We start from the raw sequence: 21893 nt of genomic DNA, 5'->3' as shown, positions 1-21893 counted from the left end.
TGGTAAATGCCTTCCCCCTTGGGGGAAGGTGGCCGCAGGCCGGATGAGGGGCGCGGTTGCCATAGCCGCCCGGGGAAGGGGGCGACAGCAGCAAGGCTGCCCCTCATCAGTCTGCTTCGCAGAAAGCTTCCCCCAAGGGGGGAAGCCTTTAGGTATCTACCTTATATTAAAACAGCTTTTCCGGTAAAAGTATGTCGCTTTTTGGCACCCTAGCCCAATCAAAGGTGCGGGCTAATTCCTGCGGGGTCGTGGGGGTGGGCTTGGGCTGCAAATTACAGGCAAAGGCCAGCTTGCCGATGATTTCCCCGGCGGTGTATTTCTCGCGCAGGTTTTCGAGGCTCTGGTCGCCGTCGCGCTTTGAGAGACGGCGGCCGTCCGGTGCCAAAAGCAGCGGCAGATGGTAGAATTTCGGCGCGGTCAGCCCCAGCTCCCGGTAAAGCCAGAGCTGGCGCGGCGTGCTGGATAAGAGGTCACTGCCGCGCACGACCTCGTCCACGCCCATCAGGGCATCGTCCACGACGACGGCCAGCTGGTAGGCAAACACACCGTCGGCCCGGCGCAGGTAAAAGTCGCCGCAGTCGCGGGCAAGATTTTCCGCGTAATGGCCCATATGGCCGTCCTCAAAGGCGATGACCTCATCGGGCACCTGCACGCGCCAGGCGGGGGCGCGGGTCTTAGTGCGCACGGCGATTTCGGCGGGGGTCAGCCCGCGGCAGGTCCCGGCGTAGACGACCTGGCCGTCGCTGCGGTGGGGCGCACTGGCAGCGTGGAGCTGGCTGCGGCTGCAAAAGCAGGGGTAAACCAGCCCCCGGCGGGCAAGCTCGTCAAAATACTGCTGGTAGATGGCGCTGCGTTCGCTCTGATAGATTGGCGGCTCGGGGCCGTCGGCGGCCAGGCCCAGCCAGGCCAAATCGTCGATGATAGCGTCGGCGTAGGCGCGGGGGCAGCGCTGGGTGTCCAGGTCCTCAATGCGCAGCAGCACCTGGCCGCCCTTGCTTTTGGCGCTCAGCCAGGCCAGCAGGCAGCACATCAAATTGCCCAGGTGCATCCGGCCGCTGGGGCTGGGTGCGTACCGTCCGGTAATCATGCCAGCGTGTAGGTGCCGTCGCCCAGGGCACGCAGATGGACACGGTAGAAGGCGGCCACGGCCTTGGTCATGGCCTCGGCGTCGGCGACGCTGGCCGTCTCCACGGCGCTGTGCATCGCCAGCTGAGCCAGGCCGATATCCGCCATCGGGATGGGCAGCGTGTGGCTCTGCAAATTGCCCAGCGTCGAGCCGCCGGCCTCGTCGGCGCGGTTGGTAAAGACCTGCACCGGCACGTCGGCCTTCTCGCAGATGGCGCGGAAAATCGCGCCGCTGACGGCATTGGTCGTGTACTTCTGGCTGGCGTTGTACTTCAGCACCACGCCGCCGCCCAGGCGTACCGGGGCGCAGGGGTCGGACTTCTGCGGGAAGTTCGGGTGGGTGGCGTGGGCGTTGTCGGCGCTCAGCATAAAGCTGTTTGCCATGGCGCGGTGCATGGCCTGCCCGCTGTGGGGGATGGCGTCAACAATGCGGTCCAGCACGTCGCGCAGGTAGCTGCTCTGGGCGCCCATCCGGCTCGACGAGCCGACTTCCTCATTGTCTAGCATCGCCCAGACCGGGGCGCAGGCACTGTCTGTCTCGACGGCTGCATCCAGAAAGCCCAGCAGCGTCGTGGCGGCGCATTCCAGATCATCGATGCGCGGGGCCATGAAGAACTCACCGTCGGGGCCGATCTGGGTCGGGGCCTGGCGGGTCACAAGCTGCAAATCGCTGTCCAGGATGTCCGCAGTGTCCACGCCCAGTTCCTCCGCCACCAGGTCGGTCAGGGTGCGGCTGCCTGCGGGGCCCCACAGCGGCTGCATATCGACCTGCGGATTGAAGGTGTGGCCTTTGTTGATGTCGCGCTGGAAGTGGATGGCCAGCGAGGGGATGACGAGGAGATCCCGGTCAATGCAGACAAGGCGGCTCTCGATGCCGTCCTCGGTCTTGACAATGACGCGGCCGCCGACAGTCAGCGGGCGGTCCAGCCAGGTGGACATGATCATCCCGCCGTAGCCTTCGACGCTCAGGCGGCGGCAGCCGTCATTCTCAACGATGTCGGTCTTGATCTTCCAAGTGGGGGAGTCGCTGTGGCTGGCCACGATGCGCCAGCCGCCGATGGCGTGGTCCGGCACGCGCCAGGCCACCACGGACGAGCCGTTGCGGGTGGTGTAGTAGCCCTTGCCGGGTTCCAGGTTCCAGTAGTCGGCTTCTTCCAGCCGGGTAAAACCGGCGGCGCGCAGCCAGCTTTCGGCCGTGGCAGCGGCGTGGAACGGGGTGACGGATTCCTGCAAAAATTCTACGAGATCATCGTACATAGGTCGGTTTCTCCTCTTGAACAATATTCCGCACGGTTGGCGGTGATACCGTGGGACGGCATGGGGGCATGCCGCCCTACGCTTGAGCTGCACACAACTATATTACCGCAAAAGCCGGTAAGAAACAAGTTGCAAACCTGCGAAAATTGTTCTATACTCAGTATAGCGAAATGGTCGGTTTTGACAAGTACGCACTTTTTGGAAACCGCTACCCAAAAGGAGAGTGAACCCCTATGCACCCGAACGAACACTGCAACTGCCGCTATGCCGATGTGGGCTGCGACAAGATGGAAGAGGTCATGGACCAGATCAGCGGCAAGTGGAAAATGCGCATACTCTTTATGGTAGGTGCCCACGGCACGCTGCGCTATGGCGAGCTGCGCAAGCTGTTGGACGGTGTGACCCACAAGATGCTCTCGAACCAGTTAAAAGAGCTGGCTGCGGACGGCCTGGTGGAGCGCATCGACTATAATGAGGTCCCGCCCCGGGTCGAGTACCGCCTGACCCCCAACGGCGAGGCGCTTATGCCGATTTTTGACGATATCCAGCGGTATATCCGCGGCCACGCCTGCAATGATTGCTGCGGGGGCGGCGCAAAGCACGCCTGCTGTGAATAATATGAAATAAACGCGTAGGGGGAATCGTTTATGCGTAAATTGATTGCTGTTGTGCTGGGGGCTGCTCTGCTGGCTGGCTGTGCCGCTGCCCCGGCAGCATCGGAATCGGCGGCAGCTGCGTCCGGCACGGCGCAAACTACCCCGGCTCCCACCGAGGAGCCGACCGCGGCCGAGGACCCTGCGGCGTATGATACGACCGGCGAGCAGATCGATGTGTTGGATCAGCTGGTGGATTTTGGCGCGGACACAGCAGGCGGCAGCCTGAAGACTGCCAAAGCCGCTGCCGTGCTGGTAGAATATCTGAGCTGCTCGGATTTGGATGCCGATGTGATGGCTGACTGGTGCACGGGCCTGACCGACGACCAGAAGGAGCTGCTGGACCTGAACTGGCCCGGCATTTTGAGCGAGGCCGAGGCGATCTGCGGTGACCCTGCGGGCGAGGCTGATGAACTGATCACTGCAGGTGTGACGACGGATTTTGAAAACATGGCCCTGACCGAGGTGCCCGATAAGCTCGTGACGGTGGACACCGTGCTGACCGGCAAGGCGGGCTGATAGACAAACAAAAATGCAGAGGTGCGTTTTGTGCCTCTGCATTTTGTTTTTTGACATCACAGGACAACTGTCCCCAAAATAAAACGGCGTTCGGTCTTATAATGTGGCAAGATTCGACAGCGGAGTGTGATACGATAGGGCTGTTAGGAAAAACAAAAAGGCAGCGCCGCGCACTTACTAGGAGGAAGTGCGCGAGCGCTGCGGTACAAAACTACTTTCAGATTTTTAGGAGAAAACTTATGGAAAACGTAAAAACCAATGCTCTTGCAGCCTCTTACCGTGCGGACCTGCTCTACTATATCGAGCGCGCCAAACTGGGCAAGTGCCCGCCCCACTGGCAGGCCTATTGCTTCGGCGAAATTGCCGATGCCAAGGGCACAGACAACTACCCCGCTGATGGCGACGCCCTGCTGGCTGAACTGCGCCAGCTGGTGGACACCGTACCCCAGATCACGAACCGTGACGAAAACGTGGCGGAAATTGCCGCCTACCGCGGCAGGATGCTGTTCTACTTTGACCGCGACTACTACACGCTGGCGGAGCTGGTACACCTGCCCGGCAAGGACAAGTACAGCGCCTGCGTCTACATTGATGCCGACGGCAGCAGCAGTGACCGCACTGCCTACGCGAAAAACATTGCCGTGCAGGTGGATGAATGGCGCAGACAGAACGATATCCCGTTTGATAAGTCCACCATCGCCGCCCGCCCGGCGGACACCGACGGCGGCGAGTTTGACACCATGGACGAGGCCCTGCGGTATCTGTACACCTGCCTGAATTTCCCGGACAGTGTGCTGTGCTGAAATAAAAAGGCTTCCTCTTAGGGGAAGGCTCTTTCAATTACAGGTTATACAGCTCCGTATACTTCTTCTTTAAATACTCGGTGAAATGGTGCGGGTCGAACTTGCCGCCGCACAGACTCTCGACAATCCACTGGGGTTCCTTCATGCTGCCCCACTGCCAGACGCGCTCCTTCAGCGCGGCTTTCAGCGGCTCCATGTCGCCCTTGGCCCACTGGGCATCAAAGTCGTTCGTCTTGCGCAAGTCGTCAATGGCCTGTGCGCCGTAGGCACTGCCCAGGGCATAACTCGGAAAATAACCGATGTCGCCCATGGCCCAGTGGATGTCCTGCAAACAGCCGTGGGCGTTGTCGGGCACATCGACGCCCAGGTACTCTTTGTACTTAGCGTTCCAGGCGGCGGGCAGGTCGGTCACGGCCAGCGTGCCCTGGATCAAAGCCTTTTCCAGCTCGTACCGCACCATGATGTGCAGCGCGTAGGTCAACTCGTCCGCTTCGGTACGGATCAGGCTGGGCTCAGCACGGTTGACGGCGCGCCAGATCTCCTCGGCGGAGACGTCGGCCAGCTGGGCGGGGAACAGCTCTTTCAGCGTCGGGTACAGGTAGTTGACAAAGGCGCGGGAGCGGCCCACGATGTTCTCAAACAGGCGGGACTGGCTCTCGTGGATGCCCATGGTTGCGCCGTGGGTCACGGCGGTGTAGTCGTAGTCCGGGTTGATGTTCAGCTCATACAGCGCATGGCCGCCCTCGTGGGCGACGCTGTACAGGTTGGAGAACATATCCCGCTCCATGTAATGGGTCGTGATGCGCACATCGCCGCGCCAGAACTCGGTGGTGAAGGGGTGCTCGCTCTCGGAAAGGTGGCTGTGGGCGGGGTCCAGCCCCCACAGCTGCATGATCTTCTCGCTGACCTTGCGCTGGGCGTCGATGGGCCATTCCTGGTCGAGGAAGTCGGTGCGGACGGCGCTGCCCCGGGCCTGGATGTCCGCCAGCAGCGGCACGATCGTCTCCCGCAGGGTGGCAAAAAATTCGTCGCACTGGGCGATGGTCAGGCCCTTCTCGTAGCGGTCCAGCAGCACTTCGTAGGGGTCGCGGTCGGGCGCAAAGTAGTGGGCCTGGGCGCGGCGGGCGGCGACGATCTTTTCCAGATACGGCGCAAAGATGCTGAAGTCGTTGGTGCGCTTGGCCTTGACCCAGGCGGGCACGCTCTGGCTGCACAGCTTGGTGAAAGCGGCGTATTCGTCGGCGGGAATCTTGGCGATTTCGTCGTACTGGCGCTGCAAATTGCGCACCTCGGCTTTTTCCTGCTCGGTCTCGGCATCGGCGGCTGCTTCTTTTAAAAGGGCAGCCGTCTTTTCGTTGACCAGCAGGTCAAAGTTGGCGCGGCTCAGCACCTCGGTAGCCTCGGCACGGCCGTCGGCCGAACCCTCGGGTGCGATGGTCTCGGCGTCAAAGTCAATGACGGTCAGGGCGTAGAGATACGCGTACAGCTGCTTTTCCAGCGCACGCAGGCGGATGATGGAGTCTTTCATGTGTGGTGTTCCTCGTTTCAACAGAAATGCTTTCCCCCTTGGGGCTGCGCCCGCAGGCGCGTGTCGGAGCGCAACCGCCGAAGGCGGCTCTTAGCGCGTAGACTGAACGGTGGCCGCAGGCCGAATGAGGGGCAGCCGCGGGAAACGCGTCCCTCATCAGTCCGCTTCGCGGACAGATTCTCCCTCGGGAGAAGCCTTTACTTTCATCATACCACACCCGGCGGATTTTTTCCATTGCCAACCGGGCAAAATTATGGTATTGTGGGTATACTAAGTAAAAAGGAGGCCGCCAGCCATGCCGGAACAGCCGCTCGTCAGTATCATTGTGCCGATCTACAATGCCCAGGATCATATTGCACGCTGCGTGGAAAGCATCCGCCGCCAGACCTACAAAAACCTGGAAATCCTGCTGCTGAACGATGGCAGTAAGGACGTCAGCCTGGAAGTCTGCAAAATGTACGCCAACGTTGACCCGCGCATCGTCCTTATCGACAAGGCCAACAGCGGCGTGGCCGCCACCCGCAACATGGGCCTGCGGGAGGCCAAGGGAAAGTACCTGCAATTTGTGGATGCGGATGACACCATCCAGCCCTACGCGACGGAAATGCTGGTGCAGCGCGCCGAGGAAAACGGGGCTGACCTGGTCATTGCCCACTATAACCGCATCACGCCGCCCCGCCCCCGGGCCGAGGATGACCCCCGCCCCGAGCGCCCGACCAAGGTGCAGACCTACGGCTTTTTGCTGGAAGGCCCCATGACCAAGGAGGAGTTCGCCGCGGGCCTGATGCAGGAACCGGCCAGCTTTTATTATGGTGTTATGTGGAATAAGCTCTACCGCGCCGATATCGTGCGCGCCCACGATGATATCATCTGCGCCGAGGATATGGACTGGTCGGAAGATCTGTATTTCAATTTGAGCTACATCCGCTATGCGGAAAAGTTCTACGCCCTCTCCACGCCGATTTACAATTATTTTAATACGCCCGGCAGTGCGGTCCACACAGCGCTGAACCCGGTCAACGTTGTTGCCACACGCGCCACGCTGTTTGCCTACTATAAGGAACTGTACGAGCACCTGGGCCTGTACGAGGAATACAAGCCGCAGATTTACAAATACCTGGTGGCCGTGGCGGAAGCGTAAAAGAATACCGTGTGTAGGGGCTGGACATACCCAGCCCTCGGCCACAAAATAAAAGCGAGCAGCCGATGATGGGCTGCTCGCTTTTGTTATACCTTTTGCTCAAATAATCCGTGCCGGTTGCAGTACCAGTACAGCTTCCCATGGCCCCGGCGGCTCCAACAGGATGATGTCGGGCAGGCTGCGGGCAGTCTCCCACTTGGAGACGATCTTGTCGCTGACGCAAAGCTGTACGGTACAACCTGCGGAGCGTAGAGTTGTTACCAGTTGAAGGGCGCGGTGGCGATGTCGTACCACTCGCTGCGGTTGTTGACTTCCTTAGCCAGAAAAGCGTCCATGTCGGTGTAATAGCTGGTCGTGCCGGTGGAGACTTCGCTTAGATCATAGCTGCCGTCCGCGTTGACCTTGACGTTCAGCAGGTAGATACCACCGACCGCCGTGCCGGAACCCTCGCCGGAGAAAACGTTGTAGGCAATCTCGTAGGGGAAAACCAGCATATTGTCACCGTAGTAGCTGCCGTTGTAGATGTCGCTGTCCTTGTCCACCAGCAGCGAGGCTGTGCCGGTCCAGCGGGGACCGCTGGCGCTGGACTCGCTGGAAACCGGAGAGCTGCCGTCGGCGGCCCAGATGCTGGTATAGGTCATGCCGTAGTCGACGCTGCTGTTCAGCTCGTTCTCGACCAGGGGCTTCAGCTGGGCCAGCAGGTCGGGGGTCACTTCGTCGGCGGAGTTGAGGTAGTGGGGAACGTTTTCCAGGGAAACTTCAAGGCTGTCGCGGGAGAGAATGTAGTTATTGGTGAAGTCGCTGCTGAACTTGGGCGTGGCCGTGATGGTGACGACATCGCCCTGGGCATAACCGCCCTCGGGGCTTTCGGGCGCGACGGAATAGGTCAGCGCCGAACGAGGGTCGTCGGCGGGCAGGTCGCTGGAGACCGTGACACCCAGGTGCGGGGCGCAGCCGCGGACGAGGATGTTGAGCTTGCCGCTCGCGGTTTCACCTTCAACGGCGATGTTCAGCAGACTGTCCTCGAACGGGTCGATCGTCTCAGGTTCCTTCAGGCCGGAGACGGTCAGGGTCTTGCTGGTCTCGCTCAAGGTGATTTCGTGGTTCTTCAGGAAGGTGTCGTCGGCGCTTACGGTCAGGGTCACGGTGTCGCCGTTGGACAGCCCGGTCTGCGGGGTGACGGTGTAGTTGACGTGGCCCATCAGGCTCAGCTCGGTCTGGGCTTCGTCCCAAATGTCCTGGTCCTTGCCTTTGCTAAACAGCGCTTTGCCCAGGCCGTTGTAGTCGAGTGTTACGGTGGCTGTGGCGTTGCCGCTGGCACCGTCGAAGGTGACGTCGGCGTATTGCAGCAGATCCACGGATTTGGTGCAGCCGGTCAGCAAAGCCATGACCGCCGCCAGGAACAGCGCAGGGAGCAGATGTTTGAGTGTCTTTTTCATGATTATCCATCCTTTTCTTTGTGGTGGGGGAGTGGAGAAGTTTTGCTTGAACTGTACACAGTATAGCATGGGTGGGGTCACTGCGGGGGAAAGTAGGATGAATGGTCATCGAAAGCGTATGAATGGCAGAAAACCTTGGCGGATGATTGACAACCGGGCGGGGAGTTGGTATAATACTATAAGTATCCCTGTGTGGGTGCGGTAAAGTACACAGGCAGATGTACTCAAGTGGTCGTAAGAGGGAGCACTCGAAAGTTTGCATCCGGCAGGTCACCTTGTCCGCAGGAAATCCCATAACGGCGGGCTTTATCGGGTGTCGCGTACCCAACCTTTCATCGTTATCTTGCATCGAAATCTCGCATTTTTCCAAACGCTGTGCGAGGCGGTGCGATAAAAACTAAATAGGCAGACGTATCGAAGCGGTCGTAACGAGATTGACTCGAAATCAATTTGGCAGCAATGCCACGTGGGTTCGAATCCCACCGTCTGCGCCAAAGACAGCACCCTGCGGGGTGCTGTCTTTTATTTTTGCGGCAAACTATGCAAGGGTTGCAAGGTGGGATTCGAACAGCCCGTGCCCGGCGCTTTGCGTCCCGCCGGGCTGCAACAGTCCTGCGGACTGTTGCAAGGGCGCGGGAGAATCCCACCGTCTGCGCCAAGTATCACTACTCAATTCTACATTGGGTAGTGATTTTTTGCTGCCGCTTTGTAAAATCCCCGTACTTTTCTTATAAACATCTCCCCTTTATTTTCAAGTAGTGATTTTCGGGTTCGGTACAAATCATACCAGCAATCGCGGCAAATAGCTATTCACAGAACTACACAAGATTCTTCCCGCAGCTTGGGTACAAATTGACAGCAAAAAAGGCGGCACCTGATTTCTCAGATGCCGCCGCTGTTCAAATCACCACTTCTTTATGGGCTGCGCTTCGGGCAGTGTCAGCGTGTTTGCCATCGTCCGGGCGCTCAGGTTCTTAGACTGCGAATCCAGATGCGCGTAGATATTCGCCGTGGTAGAAATATCGCTGTGGCCTAACCACTCTTGAATCTGCTTCATCGGTACACCCTCTTTCAGCAATAGGCTGGCACAGGAGTGGCGCAAGTCGTGGAATCGGATCCTGCGCAGACCGTTCTCTTTCAGCAACTGTGGAAAGCCTGTCGTCACGGAATCCGGCTGGATCAGGTTGCCCATTGCATCCACAAATACATACCGCATCGGCGCAAAACAATCAACACTGTCGATTCTCTGCTCGACAGTGTTGACCGCAAATCTGAAGGTAGGTAAACAGGTGGGCTTTGGGGATGCGATACGAGCGCCCGATTTTTATTGCCGGAATTTTGCCTTCGTGCAGCAGCTTGTACCCCGTTTTGGTGCTGATTCGCAGGGCATCGCACATCTGCTCGATGTTGGAGAAAAATCTGCAATTGTTCCCCCCAAAAAAATACCGTCCCCTCTTCTGCCTTTTGCACTTGTGCAAGCTACACAAAACCACAACCTGTTTCTTTTGCAAAATGTAGAAAGCAGGCAGAGGGTGTTGACAAAACAGGGAAATTAGAGTATAAAGAAATCACAACAAAAACGTTTTTGGAGCGCAGTGGTATACACGGTACCGAAAACGGTTTTGGTTGAAAAGAGGATCAGGAGTGAGCAGGCATGGCAGTTTCGATCCGCGACATTGCACGGGAAGCCGGAGTCACGGTCGGTACGGTTTCCCGCGCACTCAACAACTACCCAGATGTCAGCCCTACCACACGGGAGCGCATCGTAGAGACCGCGCAGCGGTTGGGGTATCGCCCCAACCAGATGGCGCGCAACCTTTCCTCCAAGCACAATCACAATATCGCGCTGGTGCTTTCAGGCTTTCTGGAAGAAGAGCTTATCAACGATTTTGATGCACTGCTGATGAAAGGCTGCTTCCACTACACAGTCAACAACGATGTGGAAATGTCCATTCAGGTTATCAACACCAAGATCCAGACCGAAAAAAGTTTTGAACAGCTCTGCTATGAGCACAACATCGCCGGCGCGATCCTGATGGGTTTGAGAACCAACGACCCTTACTGCGAACTGCTGGCGAAAAGCAAATACCCCTGCGTGACCATTGATATTGAGGTTCCCGGTCCGAATGTCAGCTGTGTGATGATGGACGACATCAAAGCGTTTGACGAGCTGACCCAATACCTCATCGACATGGGACACCGCAAGATCGTGGTGGTACATGGCCGCAAGCTGGCTATGGTCAGTATGCAGCGCCTTGTGGGTGCGTACCAAGCTATGCAGCGCAATGGTTTGGAGCTGCCCCGCGACAACATCATCTACACCAACTTCGGGCGGGAGGAAGCCCGCGACGGTGTGAAGGAATACTTCCGAACCCACAGCCCGGACAGCGCCACGGCGTTCCTCTGCATGAGCGATATGCTGGCCATTGGCACGATCGAGGGGCTGAAAGAACTGGGCTATAAAGTGCCAAAAGACTACTCGGTCGTGGGCTTCGATGGGTTGGAAGTCACCAACTACACCGACCCGGCTATTACCACCATTGACCAGAACATCCAGCAAAAAGGCTACGAGGCTACTCGCCTACTGTGCGATATGATCCGCGGCAAGCGCAAGGCACAGCGGCTGGTATTGCCCCACACCCTGACGGTGCGCGACAGCGTCCGCCCCCTATAAAACCGAAATCAGCGGTTAAGGCCGCTTTTTTCAGACAGAGATACAAACGTTTTTGCAGTAACTTCTTAAGCCAAATTTCACTGCAAATATTTTTAACCGCAAAACAAAAACGTTTTTGCAATAACTTTTGGAACATTTGGTGCAACCGCACCGTGTTAATAAAACAAAAAAGCACAAAAGTAAAGGAGAAACACTATGAAAAAGAAGCAACTGTTCGCAGGCGCTCTGGCCGCTGCCATGATGACCGCCAGCCTGGCCGGCTGCGGTGGCGCTGCATCCTCTGCTGCAACTTCCACAACCGGCGGCGATACTGCCAGCAGCACGGCATCCGCTGATACCAACAGCGGCGTGGTGGAAGTCACCATTCCCTCCTTCAAAACCGGCGAGAACGTCGGTGCGGTCTTCTTTGAGCCGCAGGTCGAGCGTTTTAACGAGAAGTACGCCGGGAAGTACAAAATCAATCTGGAGAGCGTACCCCAGGATAGTATTTTCAATGACCGCATAAAGCAGCTGGCACAGCAGAACAAGCTGCCGGTGCTGGTGGAGGGCGGTGACCCGGACTGGGTCAAGAACGTCGTTATGCTACTGTCAAGGGTTCCTGGCAAAATTAGACGATTTACACAAAAGCGTCAATAGATAATTGTTGCTTTTGTGGTGAAAAATCCCGGTGCGGAATTTGCTTGCGCAAATCTGCACCGGGATTTTCTGCTTTTTGCAACACCTTTAGCCCGTCGCATTGCGGCGGGCTGGTGGGGCATATTGTGGCCCGCTGCTAGAGCAGGTCAAAGAAGCGGTACACCTTTTCGCGGTTGTATAGGGGCAGTTTGTCTAATTCCTCTTTAAGCATATCGGCGGCAGACTTACCGCCGAACATGGGCCGGGTGTAGTGGTTGACCCAGTGCTGCACCTCGGTGGCCTGTTTCTGCGTGACCTTCGCCATGCTCTTACCTTTGGGCAGTTTGCGGCGCACCAATTTGTTTGTGACCTCATTAGTACCGCGCTCGTGGGGGCTTTGCGGATGGCAATAGAATGTTGTCACGCCCAGCGCGTCTATACCGTCTTGGTCGGCAAACTCGGAGCCGTTGTCGTTCGTGATGGTGTGGAATATCAACTTCCAATCGCGGCCAATCTGACATTTGAGCCATTGCAGGGCATGGACTGTATCGGCGGCAGTTTTACTCCGGGCTTTGATGATGATTTCACCTCTGGTTTTGCGGTCGGTCATTACAAGGCAACTCTCGCCGGTTCCTTCGGCCTTGCCTATGACGCTATCCAGTTCCCAGTGTCCGACTTCTTCACGGTTTCGGATACTCTTTGCGCGGTGTTCAATACTGCGGTGTTTGGGGTGGGATACGTTCGAGTGTGTGACGGTTCCTTTACCCTTCTTTGGGTGGCCCTGCGGCAGGTGCTTATAGCGCAGCGTTTGAAACAGGCTCATGCGGATATAGCGGTAACAGGTTGTTTTACTTATCGTGATACCGTAGGCGCTGCCGACTTGTGCTATTGCATCCTGCGGGCTGGATCCGGTCAGCATATACGATTCCAGCGCGGCCAGATAGTCCGCGCGACTGCCTATCTTTAAATCGGGGCCATGGGCGGTACGCATATAATCAGCGTGGCATTGTGCCTTTTGCGGCGAGTAAGTTTTATAGTATTCCCATGTTGCGCCGTTCAGCTGGTCAACCATGCCGCGCCGAAGTTCGCGGCAGATGGTTGACGGCCAAACGCCGACCTCTTTTGCAATGGCGGTTTGCGTGAAGCCCAGTTTATACAGATGTGCGATTAAGTTGCGTTCTGTGCCGGTCAATGGTCGGCCTTTTTTCCGTTGCTGTTCGTACATGGTACACCTCTACACAAAAACTGCCGCCGCGTCCTGTTGGGCCGCAACGGCAGTTTTTACTTTATTGTTTGTTGCATGGCCCGCTTCGGCGCGTTCCGCAGACGTTCCGAAGGGCTGCACGACTGTTTCGGGCCTAGACCCTTCACAGCCGTTTCACACCTTCTCCGCGCCTACTACACACGCACTGCGCTAAGTTGCATAAAAGAATGTGCCTGCGGCGCATGTGCCCGCTCAGACGCCGAACCCTTTATAAATTGGGGGTTCGGCTATCAAAAATTATGCACAAGCCCGCGTTCGCGGGCCGCGGATTCTAATGTGTCTTTTTAGTCCCCGGTCGGGACCGGGGACGGTCACGAGGGACGGCCTGCGATAACCCACAGCCAGAGCGCCGCCCGAAGGATTGACGCGGGGCAAAGTCTCGCACTCTTGCGCCGTTTCACGTTGCTGGCCGGGCAAGACTGGCGGTCTGGCGCTGAGGCCAATAAGAGGAAAATTCCGGGCTCCGGGAAGTTCCTACTCTTGCCTTTGCGCGATTTCAGTTGCAGGCGTGGGAAGGTGAGCGCCGCGCAGGCGCTGCCAATATGGGGCTAGGCGCCCCATACCCGCCAAACCGGCCCACTTTAAAAAATTGTGTGGGCCGAACACCCGGAAGATTGCAGGTGACTTTTCAAGTATAGCACCGTTCTGTGTGCGCGTCCATACGCGGACTACTGCGCCCCATAACGCTTTCTATCCCGGCAGAAGGCACACTCGGCGTGCTGGCCGCAGTCAGGCGGCGGGGCTAGGCTGATAGGCACATCCGGGCAGTTGTGCACAGAGTAATAGTCCTTCACGGCCACCACCGGCCCGGAGCAACTACCATCCAGCCGATACGAGCACGGCTTGCGCAGGCAGTAAGGGCGCTTATTCGTTTTGTCTATCCGGCAAACCTTTTTCATCTATTACACCTCAAGAAACACAATAAGCATATGCGGAGAAACACACACAAGTTTCCGCACAGTGGCATCTTCCACCATTTCAAATAGCCCATCATCAACGATGGGGCCGGTGGACAAACAACCAAGTGAACCGTCAACTTCGTCAAACAGGTCAAAGTGAATCTCGCTAGAGATTTCGTACAATTCTTTAAAAGTCATTTTACGTTCTCCTTTTGGGGCTATCTCTTAATCTGCCCGGACATACGGCGCTGGGCTTTCTTTGTGGGTTTACTTGCGACTTCCAGACCAAGCGGCCCGGCCGGGGCCTGATTGCTGATAATTTCCGCTTCGGGGAGAATGTCGCCTTCCTCGAATTTCTTTTGCAGGTTGTCCACGACGGCCAAGGTATCATAAGCGTTATAGTCGCGGTCGAGCACGAACCACAGGCCACACCGGAGCGGGCGTATCATTTCGGCATTTGTGGCGTTCTCCATTTCCCATGCGTCATAGCTTGCCCAGAGTTGAAAACGCCAAATCTTGTTGCACTGAATGACGGTGTGGGTAACATCCCGCAGCAGTTTGTCCACGTGCTGGAACCGCTGGGCCGAGCCGTAGAAACTGATATGGTAGTGTCGGCAACAAAGCAGCGTATTGAGGAAATAGGCGTTGAAGTTGTCCTTAAAGGAGCGGCTGTTCATCTGCACGGAAAGCTCGTCCATTGCTACAATGGTTACTGTCAGCGTTTCTTCCTCGTCGTCTATGGCTTTCGTGGTTTTGCTTGCCTTGACGACCTGTGCAAGACTTTCTAATTTTGTGTACGGAACAGCCAAATCCACGTTCGAAAGAATGTTGATTTTCTGCACCACAAACTTTTTACGCCGGGGGCACCATACTACTTTATCATTGTAGCGATTATACAGGCCAACTACTTTATGTACCAACGACAGCGTTTTACCGGAGCCGAAGTAGCCGCAGTAGATATCCAGCGCACCCACCGGGCAGTTATGCCAGCCCCGGTGCAGCTGGTAATAGTACAGGTCTTTGATAGCGTTGAAGCCGGTTTGGAAGGGATGGAACGTTATTTGCCGCGCAATGCGAGAGACACCCAACGTAATGAACACAGCGACCAGAAGCAGAACCATGTAACCGTTCATCAGAAGCGACCCCCACGTGCAAATGTGTGGGTGAAATCCTTGACGATGCCGAACACGAATAGGAACAGCGCCATGGCCACAAGGATTGCAAGGAACCAGGGGAAGAACTCGGACAGGTTTTGCGGCGCGTCGGCAGAGATACCGAAGAACGCCAGCAGGTCATAGAACAGAGATACCATTTTTTTACACCTCACTTTGCGGCGACGCGCGCGCGGGGCGGGGGCAATAGCCCCCGCGCCCCGAACGCGCTTGCCGCTTTTGCTTAAAAGCCACGAACCAAACCGACGACGATTGCACCGACGACCACGGCGGCCAGCACCAACAGCAGCACCTCGGATACACTGTAATCGGAAAATGCTTTCTCGAATGCAGCGGGCTGGGCCGTCTCGGCGGTCGCCATTTCCGCAGCTGTGCGCAGGTCCACAAGTTGTTCGGAGATCGTGTCCAACTGGGCCGTATAGTCTTGCGCCAGTTCGGCGGTCTGCGTTTCGGACACGTCGGCTGCATCCTCGGCAGGGGTCAGAACGTCCACCAGTGTGTTGATGGATTCTTGCAAGGTGTCCAACTTTTCATATAGCTGGGGGTCGTAGGTCTGAACGCCCTGCACTTGAATTACTTCATGTGTTTCTTCTTCGGTCGTTTCTGCTGCATCGGCGGGCGGGGTGTAGTCCTCGGCGCTGGCCCGGAGCGTGAACAGCGTGGAAAGACCGAGCAACAGTAGGATGAGAACGCCACAGAATTTATTGAAATTGTCGCTCATTACCACAGCATCTCCTTTACGACCCAGACGACCAGCGCGGCTAATAGCGTCCAGAGCATGAAATCCCAGAACGAGAATACAGCGCCGTATATGTCCATTTTGATTTGCAGAAATTTTGCAATTTCTGTCATAACTGCTACAAACATTTTTATTTATCCTTTCCGCCCAAGGCTTTAAAGATAGCGACCACCGCGACACAGACCGACAACATAATGAGATACAGCGCGAAGGACGAAGGTAAACAACCGATAGCACCGCCGACGCAGACGGTAGTAAATTCTAGGACGCCTTCTAAACCGCCGAAAAGTTCTTCCCATTTTTCTTTTACTCCGTTCATAAGGTTTGTAAGCGCATCGGCTGAATCCGTGGTAGCGTTGGCCATATCGTCGCCGGCCTGCGCTGTCTCGCTGGTGCTGATATCGCCAGCCACTTCATCCGCAAAGACCGGGCAGGCCGTGCAGAGCAGGACGCAAAACAGAGCTAGAATAGCGCACAGTTTTTTCATGGTATCACCTACCTGTAATAAATTTGATAATGCGGATAACAGCCACGATAACCACTGCCGATGTTACCGCGAGAACAGCTTGACCAGGGATGAAGGGGAACAGACTACCGACGAGGGAGAGCAGCCAGAGCAGGAAACCGAACAGTGCGGTTATTAGTTTCCAGATGGCTTTTAAAATACCTTCTACAATATTTTTGAGTAAGTCGGTCAACCATTTGAAGGGGTTCAAACTGGAATCGCCACTACTGGAATTGTTACCGCCAGAATCTCCGCCCGGTGTGGGTACAGGTGTCGGGTCTGTACCGGGGTCAGGTGCAGGACTAGGCGAAGGCGGGTTAGTCGGTGCAGGTGTAGGAGTTACAACATCTTTTGCATCGTAGCCCAAAAGGTTGAAGTGACTAAGGGAACACATAGAACTTGCGTAGTTCGACATATTCAAGCGGTAGTATTTGTACGCCTTGCGCAGGGTAAGGGGATACTTGTGTTCTTCCAAATCCGAGAGATTTTGGCCTTTTTGTGTATCCAAATCGTCCCATGTTTTGCCATCGTCAGAGCCTTGAAGCGTCCATTCTTTAGCGTAACGGTTAGTGAATTTAGAAATCCGCATAATATAACCGTCAACGTAATAATTTTTGGGGTCGGGAATCTCAATTTGCAGGTAAGAGGGACTTGCATTTGTTTCCCAAAAATCGGAAGTCGAACGGTCAAAAGCATGGAAGAAGTCGAACACATCACTATACTTTGAGGAACCAGAAGCAATCCAAGTGCCGTGTTCATCGGTAAAGGTATTGCTGTTCATCTTCGGGATAATTAAGTTTTGCGTTTCGGGAAGAATAGGCGCGGGCGGCTCCGTAGGGGCCGGGCTGGGTGTTGGCGCGGAAGGTTCCGGCGTCGGGCTGGGAGCGGGCGTCGGCTCGGGTAAATCTTCCATTTTCTTGTTAAAGAAATTCTGAATGTTGATGTTCAGATTCTCAATAGCAAGTTGGAAATTTGCGGAAAGGTCAGCGAAGCCAGCCACAACGGCGGCTTTGAAGTCTGCCACCACCGCCGTAATATTTGTAGTAATGTCGGTGAAACCGGCAACCACAGCGGCCTTAAAGTCTACCATGTCGGCGTGTATATTAGCCGTAATATCTGTAAAGCCAGCAACCATTTTATCCCGAATTTGTTCTAAGACGGCAATAATGCCGGTGTGGTCGCAATGGTCATTGTTTCCGGCGTCAGGGGTAGGAGTGGGTGTCACCTCGGGAGAAGGTGTCGGCGTTACAACCGGCGTCGGAGTAGGCGTGACGACAGGCTCAGGGGAAGGAGTAGGCGTTACAACAGGGGTCGGTGAAGGTGTAGGACTGGGCGTGGGCGTTACCTGCGGCGTATAGTCTAAATAGTAATAGTTCTTTGTCGAATTGTCGTAAATATAGTATGTATCCGAACCAGAATTGTAAATAAGCGGATGGTCGGGAACAACCGTAATAGTATCCCCATCATCACCAGTAGTAGAACACTCGGGATAGATATACGTTAAATCTGTATTGCTATCTTCGTAAATTTTGCCGGTGAATGTGTTATCGCCGATAGTAACCGTGTCTTTCGGTGTGATGGTGTTTTCCGTGGGGTCACAAGTTACAATAAAAGGGTAAAAGTGCGCTGTAAGTGTTCGTGATATACTATCAGCATTATAACACATAACCGTAGTAGAAAAGGGCATATATAACGAGATACCGTAGTTAGTATACCCATCAGACAAGGGTAAAGCGATAGTGCGACTACTTGTATAACGAATTGTCTCATCCGCGCCAAGGGATTTTCGATAGCGGCCATACGGCTGATTAGCAGCTACATAATATATACCTGGAGCAGGTTTACCATCGGCAATATCCCATGCCATCGAAAGTCTCGATGATTGTTTTGGCTTAAAATTATTTATTGATTTAAAATCATATCCACCAGAAGTGTATGTAAAATAAAATTCACTATCTATACAACTAGATGTATGACCACTACCCGCCACACATTTTTCATCATCCCATATTTGATGCTCATAAAAGTCTTGATATGGGACGGTCGAATATTTTTTCTCACCATCACTAATAAACCATCTAGGATGTGCAACGTATGTCAACACACCTTCCTTGCTGACTTGGGCCGTGCCTTCATCATCTTCATAACCGGGAAGGTCTTTGCGACCAATGCCGGAGGGAACTTTTTCGGCATGAACACCTGCAAGGTCAGAAAGTACCAAAGCTTCACCGTCATAGGGGCAAGTAACTAATGTGCCACCAGTATAAACAACCTTATAATCACATTTAGGACAAACAAGAGTAACACCTGTACCCTTATACACGCCTAGCACCTGATTCTCAAGGTAATATGATAGCGGGTCATCAATAATATCAATGCCGGTATCAGTAGCAAAGACGGAAAGGGAAAACGAAAACACCACTGCCAAAACAAGAAATAAGGAAAGTAATCGCTTTTTCATTGACATCACCTACAAGAAGTTGTAAAATATAGAAAAGGTCGAAAGGTCGATATATATGGATACAAAAGACAAAGCAATTATTTGGGTGCTATATCTTATCGTGGCAATGATAATGCATCTAAACTTATACGCAGTTATAACAGGAGCAATTATCATAGGAATAGCAATAAAAATAATTGATGCTAATTTTGCAAACATCATTTATTGGTTACAAGAACGTTTTAACATCAACAGCCGCCAGTGATGGCGGCTTTTTTAGTTAAAAAAAATAGCGGGGCCGGAGCTTTCCGGCCCCGCAGGGGCTTGTCTGAATCAGCCGCGGGCGGCGTTCTTCAAGCGGGCGAAGATGCCGATACCCACAGGAACCAGACCAGCGGCGAGACAGAACAGCAGGATGGGCTGCTTGGTAATCTCGGTAACGACGGTGCCGGACAGGGTGAACACATCGGTCATTGCGGCGATAACGGTTTCCATAGCGCTCTTTGCAACCTCTGCACCGTCGCCAGCGGCGAACATAGTGTACATAGTTGCTTCTCCTTTCCTAGAATTTTTATGTAATCGCTTGCTTTTGGGGGCTTGCGTTACAACTGGTAATCGTGCGGAACGATTTTGTAATCGTCCGGTTCATCTTCAAAGCAGGTAACCAGCACGGAATAGTTGTTGCACTGGCTGGCGTATGCTCGTTCGATATCGGTTTTCGCGGCAATCAGCAGCAAGAGAAATTCAAGATTTTCATCCATAGACGCTTGGCAAATCTCCGGAAGAAGTTCGCCGTAATCATACAAGGTTTTTTGTGTGATTCTCATTAGAAATTTTCCTTCAAATCATCGGCAATCATAACAAAGCCGTCCACGTCGTTGACCTTTTGGCTGTTGCCCAGTTCGGCAAGGCGGGCTTGCATTTCTAGCCGTTCGTTGGCCGTCTGGGCCATATCCCGAAGGCGCTGGCGTTCAATGAACTGGTCGCGCCACATGGCGTAGTTGTTTTTGAAGGTGGCCCAACAGCCTTGCTCATACGCCCACCGGCACAGTTCGTTGAAGGTGTCGAACGTTGGCATATCCAGTAGAATTTGCACTTGGTCATCTTCCATCTGGGACATACCGGCGTGTTCGCTGGGTTCTTCAAATTCGTGAGTGCCGACGATATCCTTGCTATACTGGTATTTGTCGGGGTCAAGCATATGCCACAGATAAACATACGCCTTATAAAGGTTGTTCACCTTGCGAATGACGTTGACCTCAACGCCGATTTCTTTTGCAATGCCGGAGAAATACCGGGCATTAGGAAAGCTGCACACAAAGTGAACGTGCGGTTTCTTGAGGTCGCCCGGCATCCAATCCGGAAGCGTTCCCTCGTGCTTTTTCACGTAGGCGTCGAACGCCGCTTGCGTGTACACGTCTTTATCATGCAGCGCCCACGCGCAGGGCAGGTTTTGTTTGCAATAGTCGATTGATGCTTGCTGGCTTTCGGGGTACAGTACAAACATACACTGCCGACTGCGCAAACGTGGTGGAGCTTTTGTGTCGCCCATAGCTTTACCATCCTGTTTACTGTCATTTTTATTTTGTGTCTTGGCACTGACACTGACACTCCAAAGGACGTAGCGCCTTTGGAGTGTCAGCCGCGCGGCTGACGGCAATTATTTACATGGTGGCGGCTGGGCGTTCTCTGGTGGGGCAGGGAGCATTACTTAACCAACTCCCACGCGCGAATCTTGTTGCCGTAGCGGGTCTCAAAGTCGAACTGACGACCAACAGCGTTTTCGACCTTGCCGCCGACAGCATCGACGATTTCCCCGGCGTCCACAGTTTTGATGGACAACTGTTCGGCAATCTGGCCGGTCACGCCGATGGACTTTTTCAGACCGACAACGTGGAACACGATGTTGTCATAGTGAATCTTCTGGTTCGGCTTGTCCTGCGGAGTGAACTCGCCCTCTTTACGCTCAACGCCAATAACCTGATACAGCATTTTCTTTCTCTCTTTCCGCTGGGCTTATTTTCTTTGTTGCCAGCACTCTTATTTTTTGTACTTTTCGGTCAGGTTCAAGGTCTTGCGGCCTTTGTCACGATTATAAAACTCTAAGCAAGAACGTCGTTATCCCCAACGGCCTTGCCTACGACTTGACCGACTGGATCGACTCGACCCCCGCCATCAAGGATGTCCTGATTGACGACAGTCGTGAATACTGCTCCAATGAGGATGGCAGAGTCATGGTTATGCCTCTGGCAACGGTACGTCCCATCGGCTTCTTCTACAACTCTGCTATGTGGAGCACCGATGCTGACATCAGCGCTATGAGCATGGATGAATTTGTTTCCGCGCTGGGCGACCAGAAGATCGCCTTCTCCACCGCCGAGAACGGCTGGGTTTCCGCCTTGTTCCTGACCGCGCTGGTGGCCGAGGAAGACGGTGGCGTAGAATGGCTGAAGAGTGGCATCGAGACCAAGATCACCGACTTCAACCAGCCCTGCTTCATCAACGCTGTGGCCAAGCTGCAGAATCTGCTGCAGAACAACGCAGCCTCCAACTCGGTAGGCGCAGCCTACGCGGATGCCGCCAACGCTTTCATGAGCGAGCAGGCCGCCATCATTGCCAACGGTCCTTGGATGTCCTCTGACTTCGAGAGCTCCAACTCCGACAAGTGGTCCAACGGCTTTGACGGCGCGAAGGTCCGTGCCTCCCTGTTCCCGGGCGACGTCGGCATTGCCGACACCGCCTCTCTCGGTGAGTGGTGGATCTCTGCTTCTGCCTCTGAGGATGAAATTGCTCTTGCAAAGGCTTTCCTTGAGTTCATTTACAGCCCCGCTGAGCTGGAAGCCTACATGCTGGCCGAGGGTGGCGACGCACCGAAGCTGACCTACTCCGACGACTTCAAGGCAAAGCAGGGCGAAACCCAGGTGCTTGCTGATCTGGCAGCCGACACCACTACTGATACCGTGTTTGTCCCCCGCATCCTCGATGTGATCCCTGCCTCCGTTGCCAACACCGAGTTTGGTAAGCTGCTGCCCAGCCTGGCCGACGGCACCTGCACCCCGGAGCAGTTCGCCCAATGGATGAGTGACAAGGCCGCGGAAGCCAGCGCCGAGTAATCCGCGC

The 21893-nt window shown here is 55.0% G+C and carries 27 protein-coding genes and 1 tRNA gene; 9 read left to right on the top strand and 19 right to left on the bottom strand.

Features of this window, described 5'->3' with window-relative positions; genetic code table 11:
• Window positions 1–166: 166 nt before the first annotated feature.
• Together gluQRS and GPK89_RS10255 are read right to left on the bottom strand one after the other, a co-directional pair.
• Window positions 167–1087 carry a tRNA glutamyl-Q(34) synthetase GluQRS gene (gene gluQRS / locus GPK89_RS10260; protein ID WP_215692863.1) on the bottom strand — a complete coding sequence of 307 codons (921 nt, stop codon included), beginning with the start codon at window positions 1085–1087 and terminating at the stop codon, window positions 167–169.
• Window positions 1084–2382: a M18 family aminopeptidase gene (locus tag GPK89_RS10255; protein WP_215692861.1), complete on the bottom strand. Its 1299-nt coding sequence runs from the start codon at window positions 2380–2382 to the stop codon at window positions 1084–1086. Before GPK89_RS10255 ends, gluQRS begins: the two co-directional genes overlap by 4 nt.
• Window positions 2383–2615: 233 nt before the next feature.
• Here GPK89_RS10255 and GPK89_RS10250 point away from each other — a divergent pair, with 233 nt between their 5' ends.
• The 3 genes from GPK89_RS10250 (at window position 2616) to GPK89_RS10240 (ending at window position 4357) form a co-directional block, all read left to right on the top strand.
• A complete protein-coding gene (locus GPK89_RS10250) occupies window positions 2616–2999 on the top strand; it encodes a winged helix-turn-helix transcriptional regulator (protein WP_252261627.1) in 384 nt (127 codons plus the stop codon).
• 30 nt (window positions 3000–3029) lie between these two features.
• Window positions 3030–3554 (top strand): hypothetical protein, encoded by a 525-nt coding sequence (locus GPK89_RS10245; RefSeq protein ID WP_215692860.1) that lies wholly within the window; start codon window positions 3030–3032, stop codon window positions 3552–3554.
• Between the two features lie 239 nt (window positions 3555–3793).
• Window positions 3794–4357: a hypothetical protein gene (locus GPK89_RS10240; protein ID WP_215692858.1), complete on the top strand. Its 564-nt coding sequence runs from the start codon at window positions 3794–3796 to the stop codon at window positions 4355–4357.
• A 37-nt stretch (window positions 4358–4394) separates the two neighbouring features.
• Here GPK89_RS10240 and GPK89_RS10235 read toward each other — a convergent pair whose 3' ends face one another.
• Entirely contained in the window at window positions 4395–5885 is a 1491-nt protein-coding gene (locus tag GPK89_RS10235; RefSeq protein WP_215692856.1) for a carboxypeptidase M32, read from the bottom strand.
• Between the two features lie 295 nt (window positions 5886–6180).
• Here GPK89_RS10235 and GPK89_RS10230 point away from each other — a divergent pair, with 295 nt between their 5' ends.
• Window positions 6181–7026 (top strand): glycosyltransferase, encoded by an 846-nt coding sequence (locus tag GPK89_RS10230; protein WP_215692854.1) that lies wholly within the window; start codon window positions 6181–6183, stop codon window positions 7024–7026.
• Between the two features lie 257 nt (window positions 7027–7283).
• Here the strand turns inward: GPK89_RS10230 and GPK89_RS10225 are convergent, their stop codons facing one another.
• Window positions 7284–8465 (bottom strand): hypothetical protein, encoded by a 1182-nt coding sequence (locus GPK89_RS10225; RefSeq protein ID WP_215692852.1) that lies wholly within the window; start codon window positions 8463–8465, stop codon window positions 7284–7286.
• A 405-nt stretch (window positions 8466–8870) separates the two neighbouring features.
• On the opposite strand from GPK89_RS10225, the gene GPK89_RS10220 reads away from it, so the two are divergent.
• A tRNA-Ser gene (locus GPK89_RS10220) sits at window positions 8871–8959 on the top strand.
• A 410-nt stretch (window positions 8960–9369) separates the two neighbouring features.
• Here GPK89_RS10220 and GPK89_RS10215 read toward each other — a convergent pair.
• Window positions 9370–9774, bottom strand: coding sequence for a site-specific integrase (locus GPK89_RS10215; protein WP_215693037.1), 405 nt, complete (start codon window positions 9772–9774; stop codon window positions 9370–9372).
• On the bottom strand, window positions 9695–9862 hold the full coding sequence (locus tag GPK89_RS16785; protein ID WP_215692850.1) for a helix-turn-helix domain-containing protein: 168 nt from the start codon (window positions 9860–9862) through the stop codon (window positions 9695–9697). The genes GPK89_RS10215 and GPK89_RS16785 overlap by 80 nt, the downstream gene beginning before the upstream one ends.
• A gap of 257 nt (window positions 9863–10119) precedes the next feature.
• Here GPK89_RS16785 and GPK89_RS10205 point away from each other — a divergent pair, with 257 nt between their 5' ends.
• Both GPK89_RS10205 and GPK89_RS10200 read left to right on the top strand, forming a co-directional pair.
• Window positions 10120–11139 (top strand): LacI family DNA-binding transcriptional regulator, encoded by a 1020-nt coding sequence (locus GPK89_RS10205; protein ID WP_215692848.1) that lies wholly within the window; start codon window positions 10120–10122, stop codon window positions 11137–11139.
• A gap of 195 nt (window positions 11140–11334) precedes the next feature.
• On the top strand, window positions 11335–11775 hold the full coding sequence (locus tag GPK89_RS10200) for a hypothetical protein (protein WP_215692846.1): 441 nt from the start codon (window positions 11335–11337) through the stop codon (window positions 11773–11775).
• A 136-nt stretch (window positions 11776–11911) separates the two neighbouring features.
• Here GPK89_RS10200 and GPK89_RS10195 read toward each other — a convergent pair whose 3' ends face one another.
• From GPK89_RS10195 to GPK89_RS10155, 9 genes are all read right to left on the bottom strand, one after another.
• On the bottom strand, window positions 11912–12979 hold the full coding sequence (locus GPK89_RS10195) for an IS30 family transposase (protein ID WP_215692844.1): 1068 nt from the start codon (window positions 12977–12979) through the stop codon (window positions 11912–11914).
• Window positions 12980–13686: 707 nt separating this feature from the next.
• Complete coding sequence (locus tag GPK89_RS10190) at window positions 13687–13917, bottom strand: hypothetical protein (protein ID WP_215692842.1); 231 nt, start codon at window positions 13915–13917, stop codon at window positions 13687–13689.
• A gap of 3 nt (window positions 13918–13920) precedes the next feature.
• The gene (locus GPK89_RS10185; protein ID WP_215692840.1) at window positions 13921–14115 is read right to left on the bottom strand and encodes a hypothetical protein; all 195 of its coding nucleotides are present in this window, start codon (window positions 14113–14115) and stop codon (window positions 13921–13923) included.
• A 20-nt stretch (window positions 14116–14135) separates the two neighbouring features.
• Window positions 14136–15050 (bottom strand): hypothetical protein, encoded by a 915-nt coding sequence (locus GPK89_RS10180; RefSeq protein WP_215692838.1) that lies wholly within the window; start codon window positions 15048–15050, stop codon window positions 14136–14138.
• Window positions 15050–15229, bottom strand: coding sequence for a hypothetical protein (locus GPK89_RS10175; protein ID WP_215692836.1), 180 nt, complete (start codon window positions 15227–15229; stop codon window positions 15050–15052). The genes GPK89_RS10180 and GPK89_RS10175 overlap by 1 nt, the downstream gene beginning before the upstream one ends.
• Window positions 15230–15312: 83 nt before the next feature.
• The gene (locus GPK89_RS10170; RefSeq protein WP_215692835.1) at window positions 15313–15810 is read right to left on the bottom strand and encodes a hypothetical protein; all 498 of its coding nucleotides are present in this window, start codon (window positions 15808–15810) and stop codon (window positions 15313–15315) included.
• A complete protein-coding gene (locus GPK89_RS10165; RefSeq protein WP_215692832.1) occupies window positions 15810–15956 on the bottom strand; it encodes a hypothetical protein in 147 nt (48 codons plus the stop codon). Before GPK89_RS10165 ends, GPK89_RS10170 begins: the two co-directional genes overlap by 1 nt.
• 2 nt (window positions 15957–15958) lie before the next feature.
• Window positions 15959–16315, bottom strand: coding sequence for a hypothetical protein (locus GPK89_RS10160; protein WP_215692830.1), 357 nt, complete (start codon window positions 16313–16315; stop codon window positions 15959–15961).
• A 4-nt stretch (window positions 16316–16319) separates the two neighbouring features.
• Window positions 16320–18794, bottom strand: coding sequence for a hypothetical protein (locus GPK89_RS10155; RefSeq protein WP_215692828.1), 2475 nt, complete (start codon window positions 18792–18794; stop codon window positions 16320–16322).
• A gap of 55 nt (window positions 18795–18849) precedes the next feature.
• Here GPK89_RS10155 and GPK89_RS10150 point away from each other — a divergent pair, with 55 nt between their 5' ends.
• A complete protein-coding gene (locus tag GPK89_RS10150; RefSeq protein ID WP_215692826.1) occupies window positions 18850–19038 on the top strand; it encodes a hypothetical protein in 189 nt (62 codons plus the stop codon).
• 68 nt (window positions 19039–19106) lie between these two features.
• Here GPK89_RS10150 and GPK89_RS10145 read toward each other — a convergent pair whose 3' ends face one another.
• From GPK89_RS10145 to GPK89_RS10130, 4 genes are all read right to left on the bottom strand, one after another.
• Window positions 19107–19319, bottom strand: a complete 213-nt coding sequence (locus GPK89_RS10145) for a hypothetical protein (RefSeq protein ID WP_215692824.1) — start codon at window positions 19317–19319, stop codon at window positions 19107–19109.
• A gap of 56 nt (window positions 19320–19375) precedes the next feature.
• Window positions 19376–19534, bottom strand: a complete 159-nt coding sequence (locus tag GPK89_RS10140) for a hypothetical protein (protein ID WP_215692823.1) — start codon at window positions 19532–19534, stop codon at window positions 19376–19378.
• Window positions 19535–19599: 65 nt separating this feature from the next.
• On the bottom strand, window positions 19600–20325 hold the full coding sequence (locus GPK89_RS10135) for a Rep family protein (RefSeq protein ID WP_215692821.1): 726 nt from the start codon (window positions 20323–20325) through the stop codon (window positions 19600–19602).
• 155 nt (window positions 20326–20480) lie between these two features.
• A complete protein-coding gene (locus tag GPK89_RS10130) occupies window positions 20481–20765 on the bottom strand; it encodes a hypothetical protein (RefSeq protein WP_215692819.1) in 285 nt (94 codons plus the stop codon).
• Window positions 20766–20791: 26 nt separating this feature from the next.
• Here GPK89_RS10130 and GPK89_RS10125 point away from each other — a divergent pair, with 26 nt between their 5' ends.
• The gene (locus GPK89_RS10125; protein ID WP_346344852.1) at window positions 20792–21886 is read left to right on the top strand and encodes an extracellular solute-binding protein; all 1095 of its coding nucleotides are present in this window, start codon (window positions 20792–20794) and stop codon (window positions 21884–21886) included.
• Window positions 21887–21893: the final 7 nt, after the last annotated feature.

It is taken from the genome of Gemmiger formicilis, from assembly GCF_018784445.1.
In the GTDB taxonomy this organism is placed as follows: domain Bacteria; phylum Bacillota; class Clostridia; order Oscillospirales; family Ruminococcaceae; genus Gemmiger.
The sequence above is the reverse complement of the archived record's forward strand: the minus strand, read 5'-3'. Positions and strand labels throughout refer to the sequence as shown.

Excerpts from the sequence above, each read along its gene's own strand:
- gluQRS (WP_215692863.1), bottom strand. The coding sequence starts at position 1,087 with ATGATTACCGGACGGTACGCACCCAGCCCCAGCGGCCGGATGCACCTG.
- GPK89_RS10255 (WP_215692861.1), bottom strand. The coding sequence starts at position 2,382 with ATGTACGATGATCTCGTAGAATTTTTGCAGGAATCCGTCACCCCGTTC.
- GPK89_RS10250 (WP_252261627.1), top strand. The coding sequence starts at position 2,616 with ATGCACCCGAACGAACACTGCAACTGCCGCTATGCCGATGTGGGCTGC.
- GPK89_RS10245 (WP_215692860.1), top strand. The coding sequence starts at position 3,030 with ATGCGTAAATTGATTGCTGTTGTGCTGGGGGCTGCTCTGCTGGCTGGC.
- GPK89_RS10240 (WP_215692858.1), top strand. The coding sequence starts at position 3,794 with ATGGAAAACGTAAAAACCAATGCTCTTGCAGCCTCTTACCGTGCGGAC.
- GPK89_RS10235 (WP_215692856.1), bottom strand. The coding sequence starts at position 5,885 with ATGAAAGACTCCATCATCCGCCTGCGTGCGCTGGAAAAGCAGCTGTAC.
- GPK89_RS10230 (WP_215692854.1), top strand. The coding sequence starts at position 6,181 with ATGCCGGAACAGCCGCTCGTCAGTATCATTGTGCCGATCTACAATGCC.
- GPK89_RS10225 (WP_215692852.1), bottom strand. The coding sequence starts at position 8,465 with ATGAAAAAGACACTCAAACATCTGCTCCCTGCGCTGTTCCTGGCGGCG.
- GPK89_RS16785 (WP_215692850.1), bottom strand. The coding sequence starts at position 9,862 with ATGTGCGATGCCCTGCGAATCAGCACCAAAACGGGGTACAAGCTGCTG.
- GPK89_RS10205 (WP_215692848.1), top strand. The coding sequence starts at position 10,120 with ATGGCAGTTTCGATCCGCGACATTGCACGGGAAGCCGGAGTCACGGTC.
- GPK89_RS10200 (WP_215692846.1), top strand. The coding sequence starts at position 11,335 with ATGAAAAAGAAGCAACTGTTCGCAGGCGCTCTGGCCGCTGCCATGATG.
- GPK89_RS10195 (WP_215692844.1), bottom strand. The coding sequence starts at position 12,979 with ATGTACGAACAGCAACGGAAAAAAGGCCGACCATTGACCGGCACAGAA.
- GPK89_RS10190 (WP_215692842.1), bottom strand. The coding sequence starts at position 13,917 with ATGAAAAAGGTTTGCCGGATAGACAAAACGAATAAGCGCCCTTACTGC.
- GPK89_RS10185 (WP_215692840.1), bottom strand. The coding sequence starts at position 14,115 with ATGACTTTTAAAGAATTGTACGAAATCTCTAGCGAGATTCACTTTGAC.
- GPK89_RS10180 (WP_215692838.1), bottom strand. The coding sequence starts at position 15,050 with ATGAACGGTTACATGGTTCTGCTTCTGGTCGCTGTGTTCATTACGTTG.
- GPK89_RS10175 (WP_215692836.1), bottom strand. The coding sequence starts at position 15,229 with ATGGTATCTCTGTTCTATGACCTGCTGGCGTTCTTCGGTATCTCTGCC.
- GPK89_RS10170 (WP_215692835.1), bottom strand. The coding sequence starts at position 15,810 with ATGAGCGACAATTTCAATAAATTCTGTGGCGTTCTCATCCTACTGTTG.
- GPK89_RS10165 (WP_215692832.1), bottom strand. The coding sequence starts at position 15,956 with ATGTTTGTAGCAGTTATGACAGAAATTGCAAAATTTCTGCAAATCAAA.
- GPK89_RS10160 (WP_215692830.1), bottom strand. The coding sequence starts at position 16,315 with ATGAAAAAACTGTGCGCTATTCTAGCTCTGTTTTGCGTCCTGCTCTGC.
- GPK89_RS10155 (WP_215692828.1), bottom strand. The coding sequence starts at position 18,794 with ATGAAAAAGCGATTACTTTCCTTATTTCTTGTTTTGGCAGTGGTGTTT.
- GPK89_RS10150 (WP_215692826.1), top strand. The coding sequence starts at position 18,850 with ATGGATACAAAAGACAAAGCAATTATTTGGGTGCTATATCTTATCGTG.
- GPK89_RS10145 (WP_215692824.1), bottom strand. The coding sequence starts at position 19,319 with ATGTACACTATGTTCGCCGCTGGCGACGGTGCAGAGGTTGCAAAGAGC.
- GPK89_RS10140 (WP_215692823.1), bottom strand. The coding sequence starts at position 19,534 with ATGGATGAAAATCTTGAATTTCTCTTGCTGCTGATTGCCGCGAAAACC.
- GPK89_RS10135 (WP_215692821.1), bottom strand. The coding sequence starts at position 20,325 with ATGGGCGACACAAAAGCTCCACCACGTTTGCGCAGTCGGCAGTGTATG.
- GPK89_RS10130 (WP_215692819.1), bottom strand. The coding sequence starts at position 20,765 with ATGCTGTATCAGGTTATTGGCGTTGAGCGTAAAGAGGGCGAGTTCACT.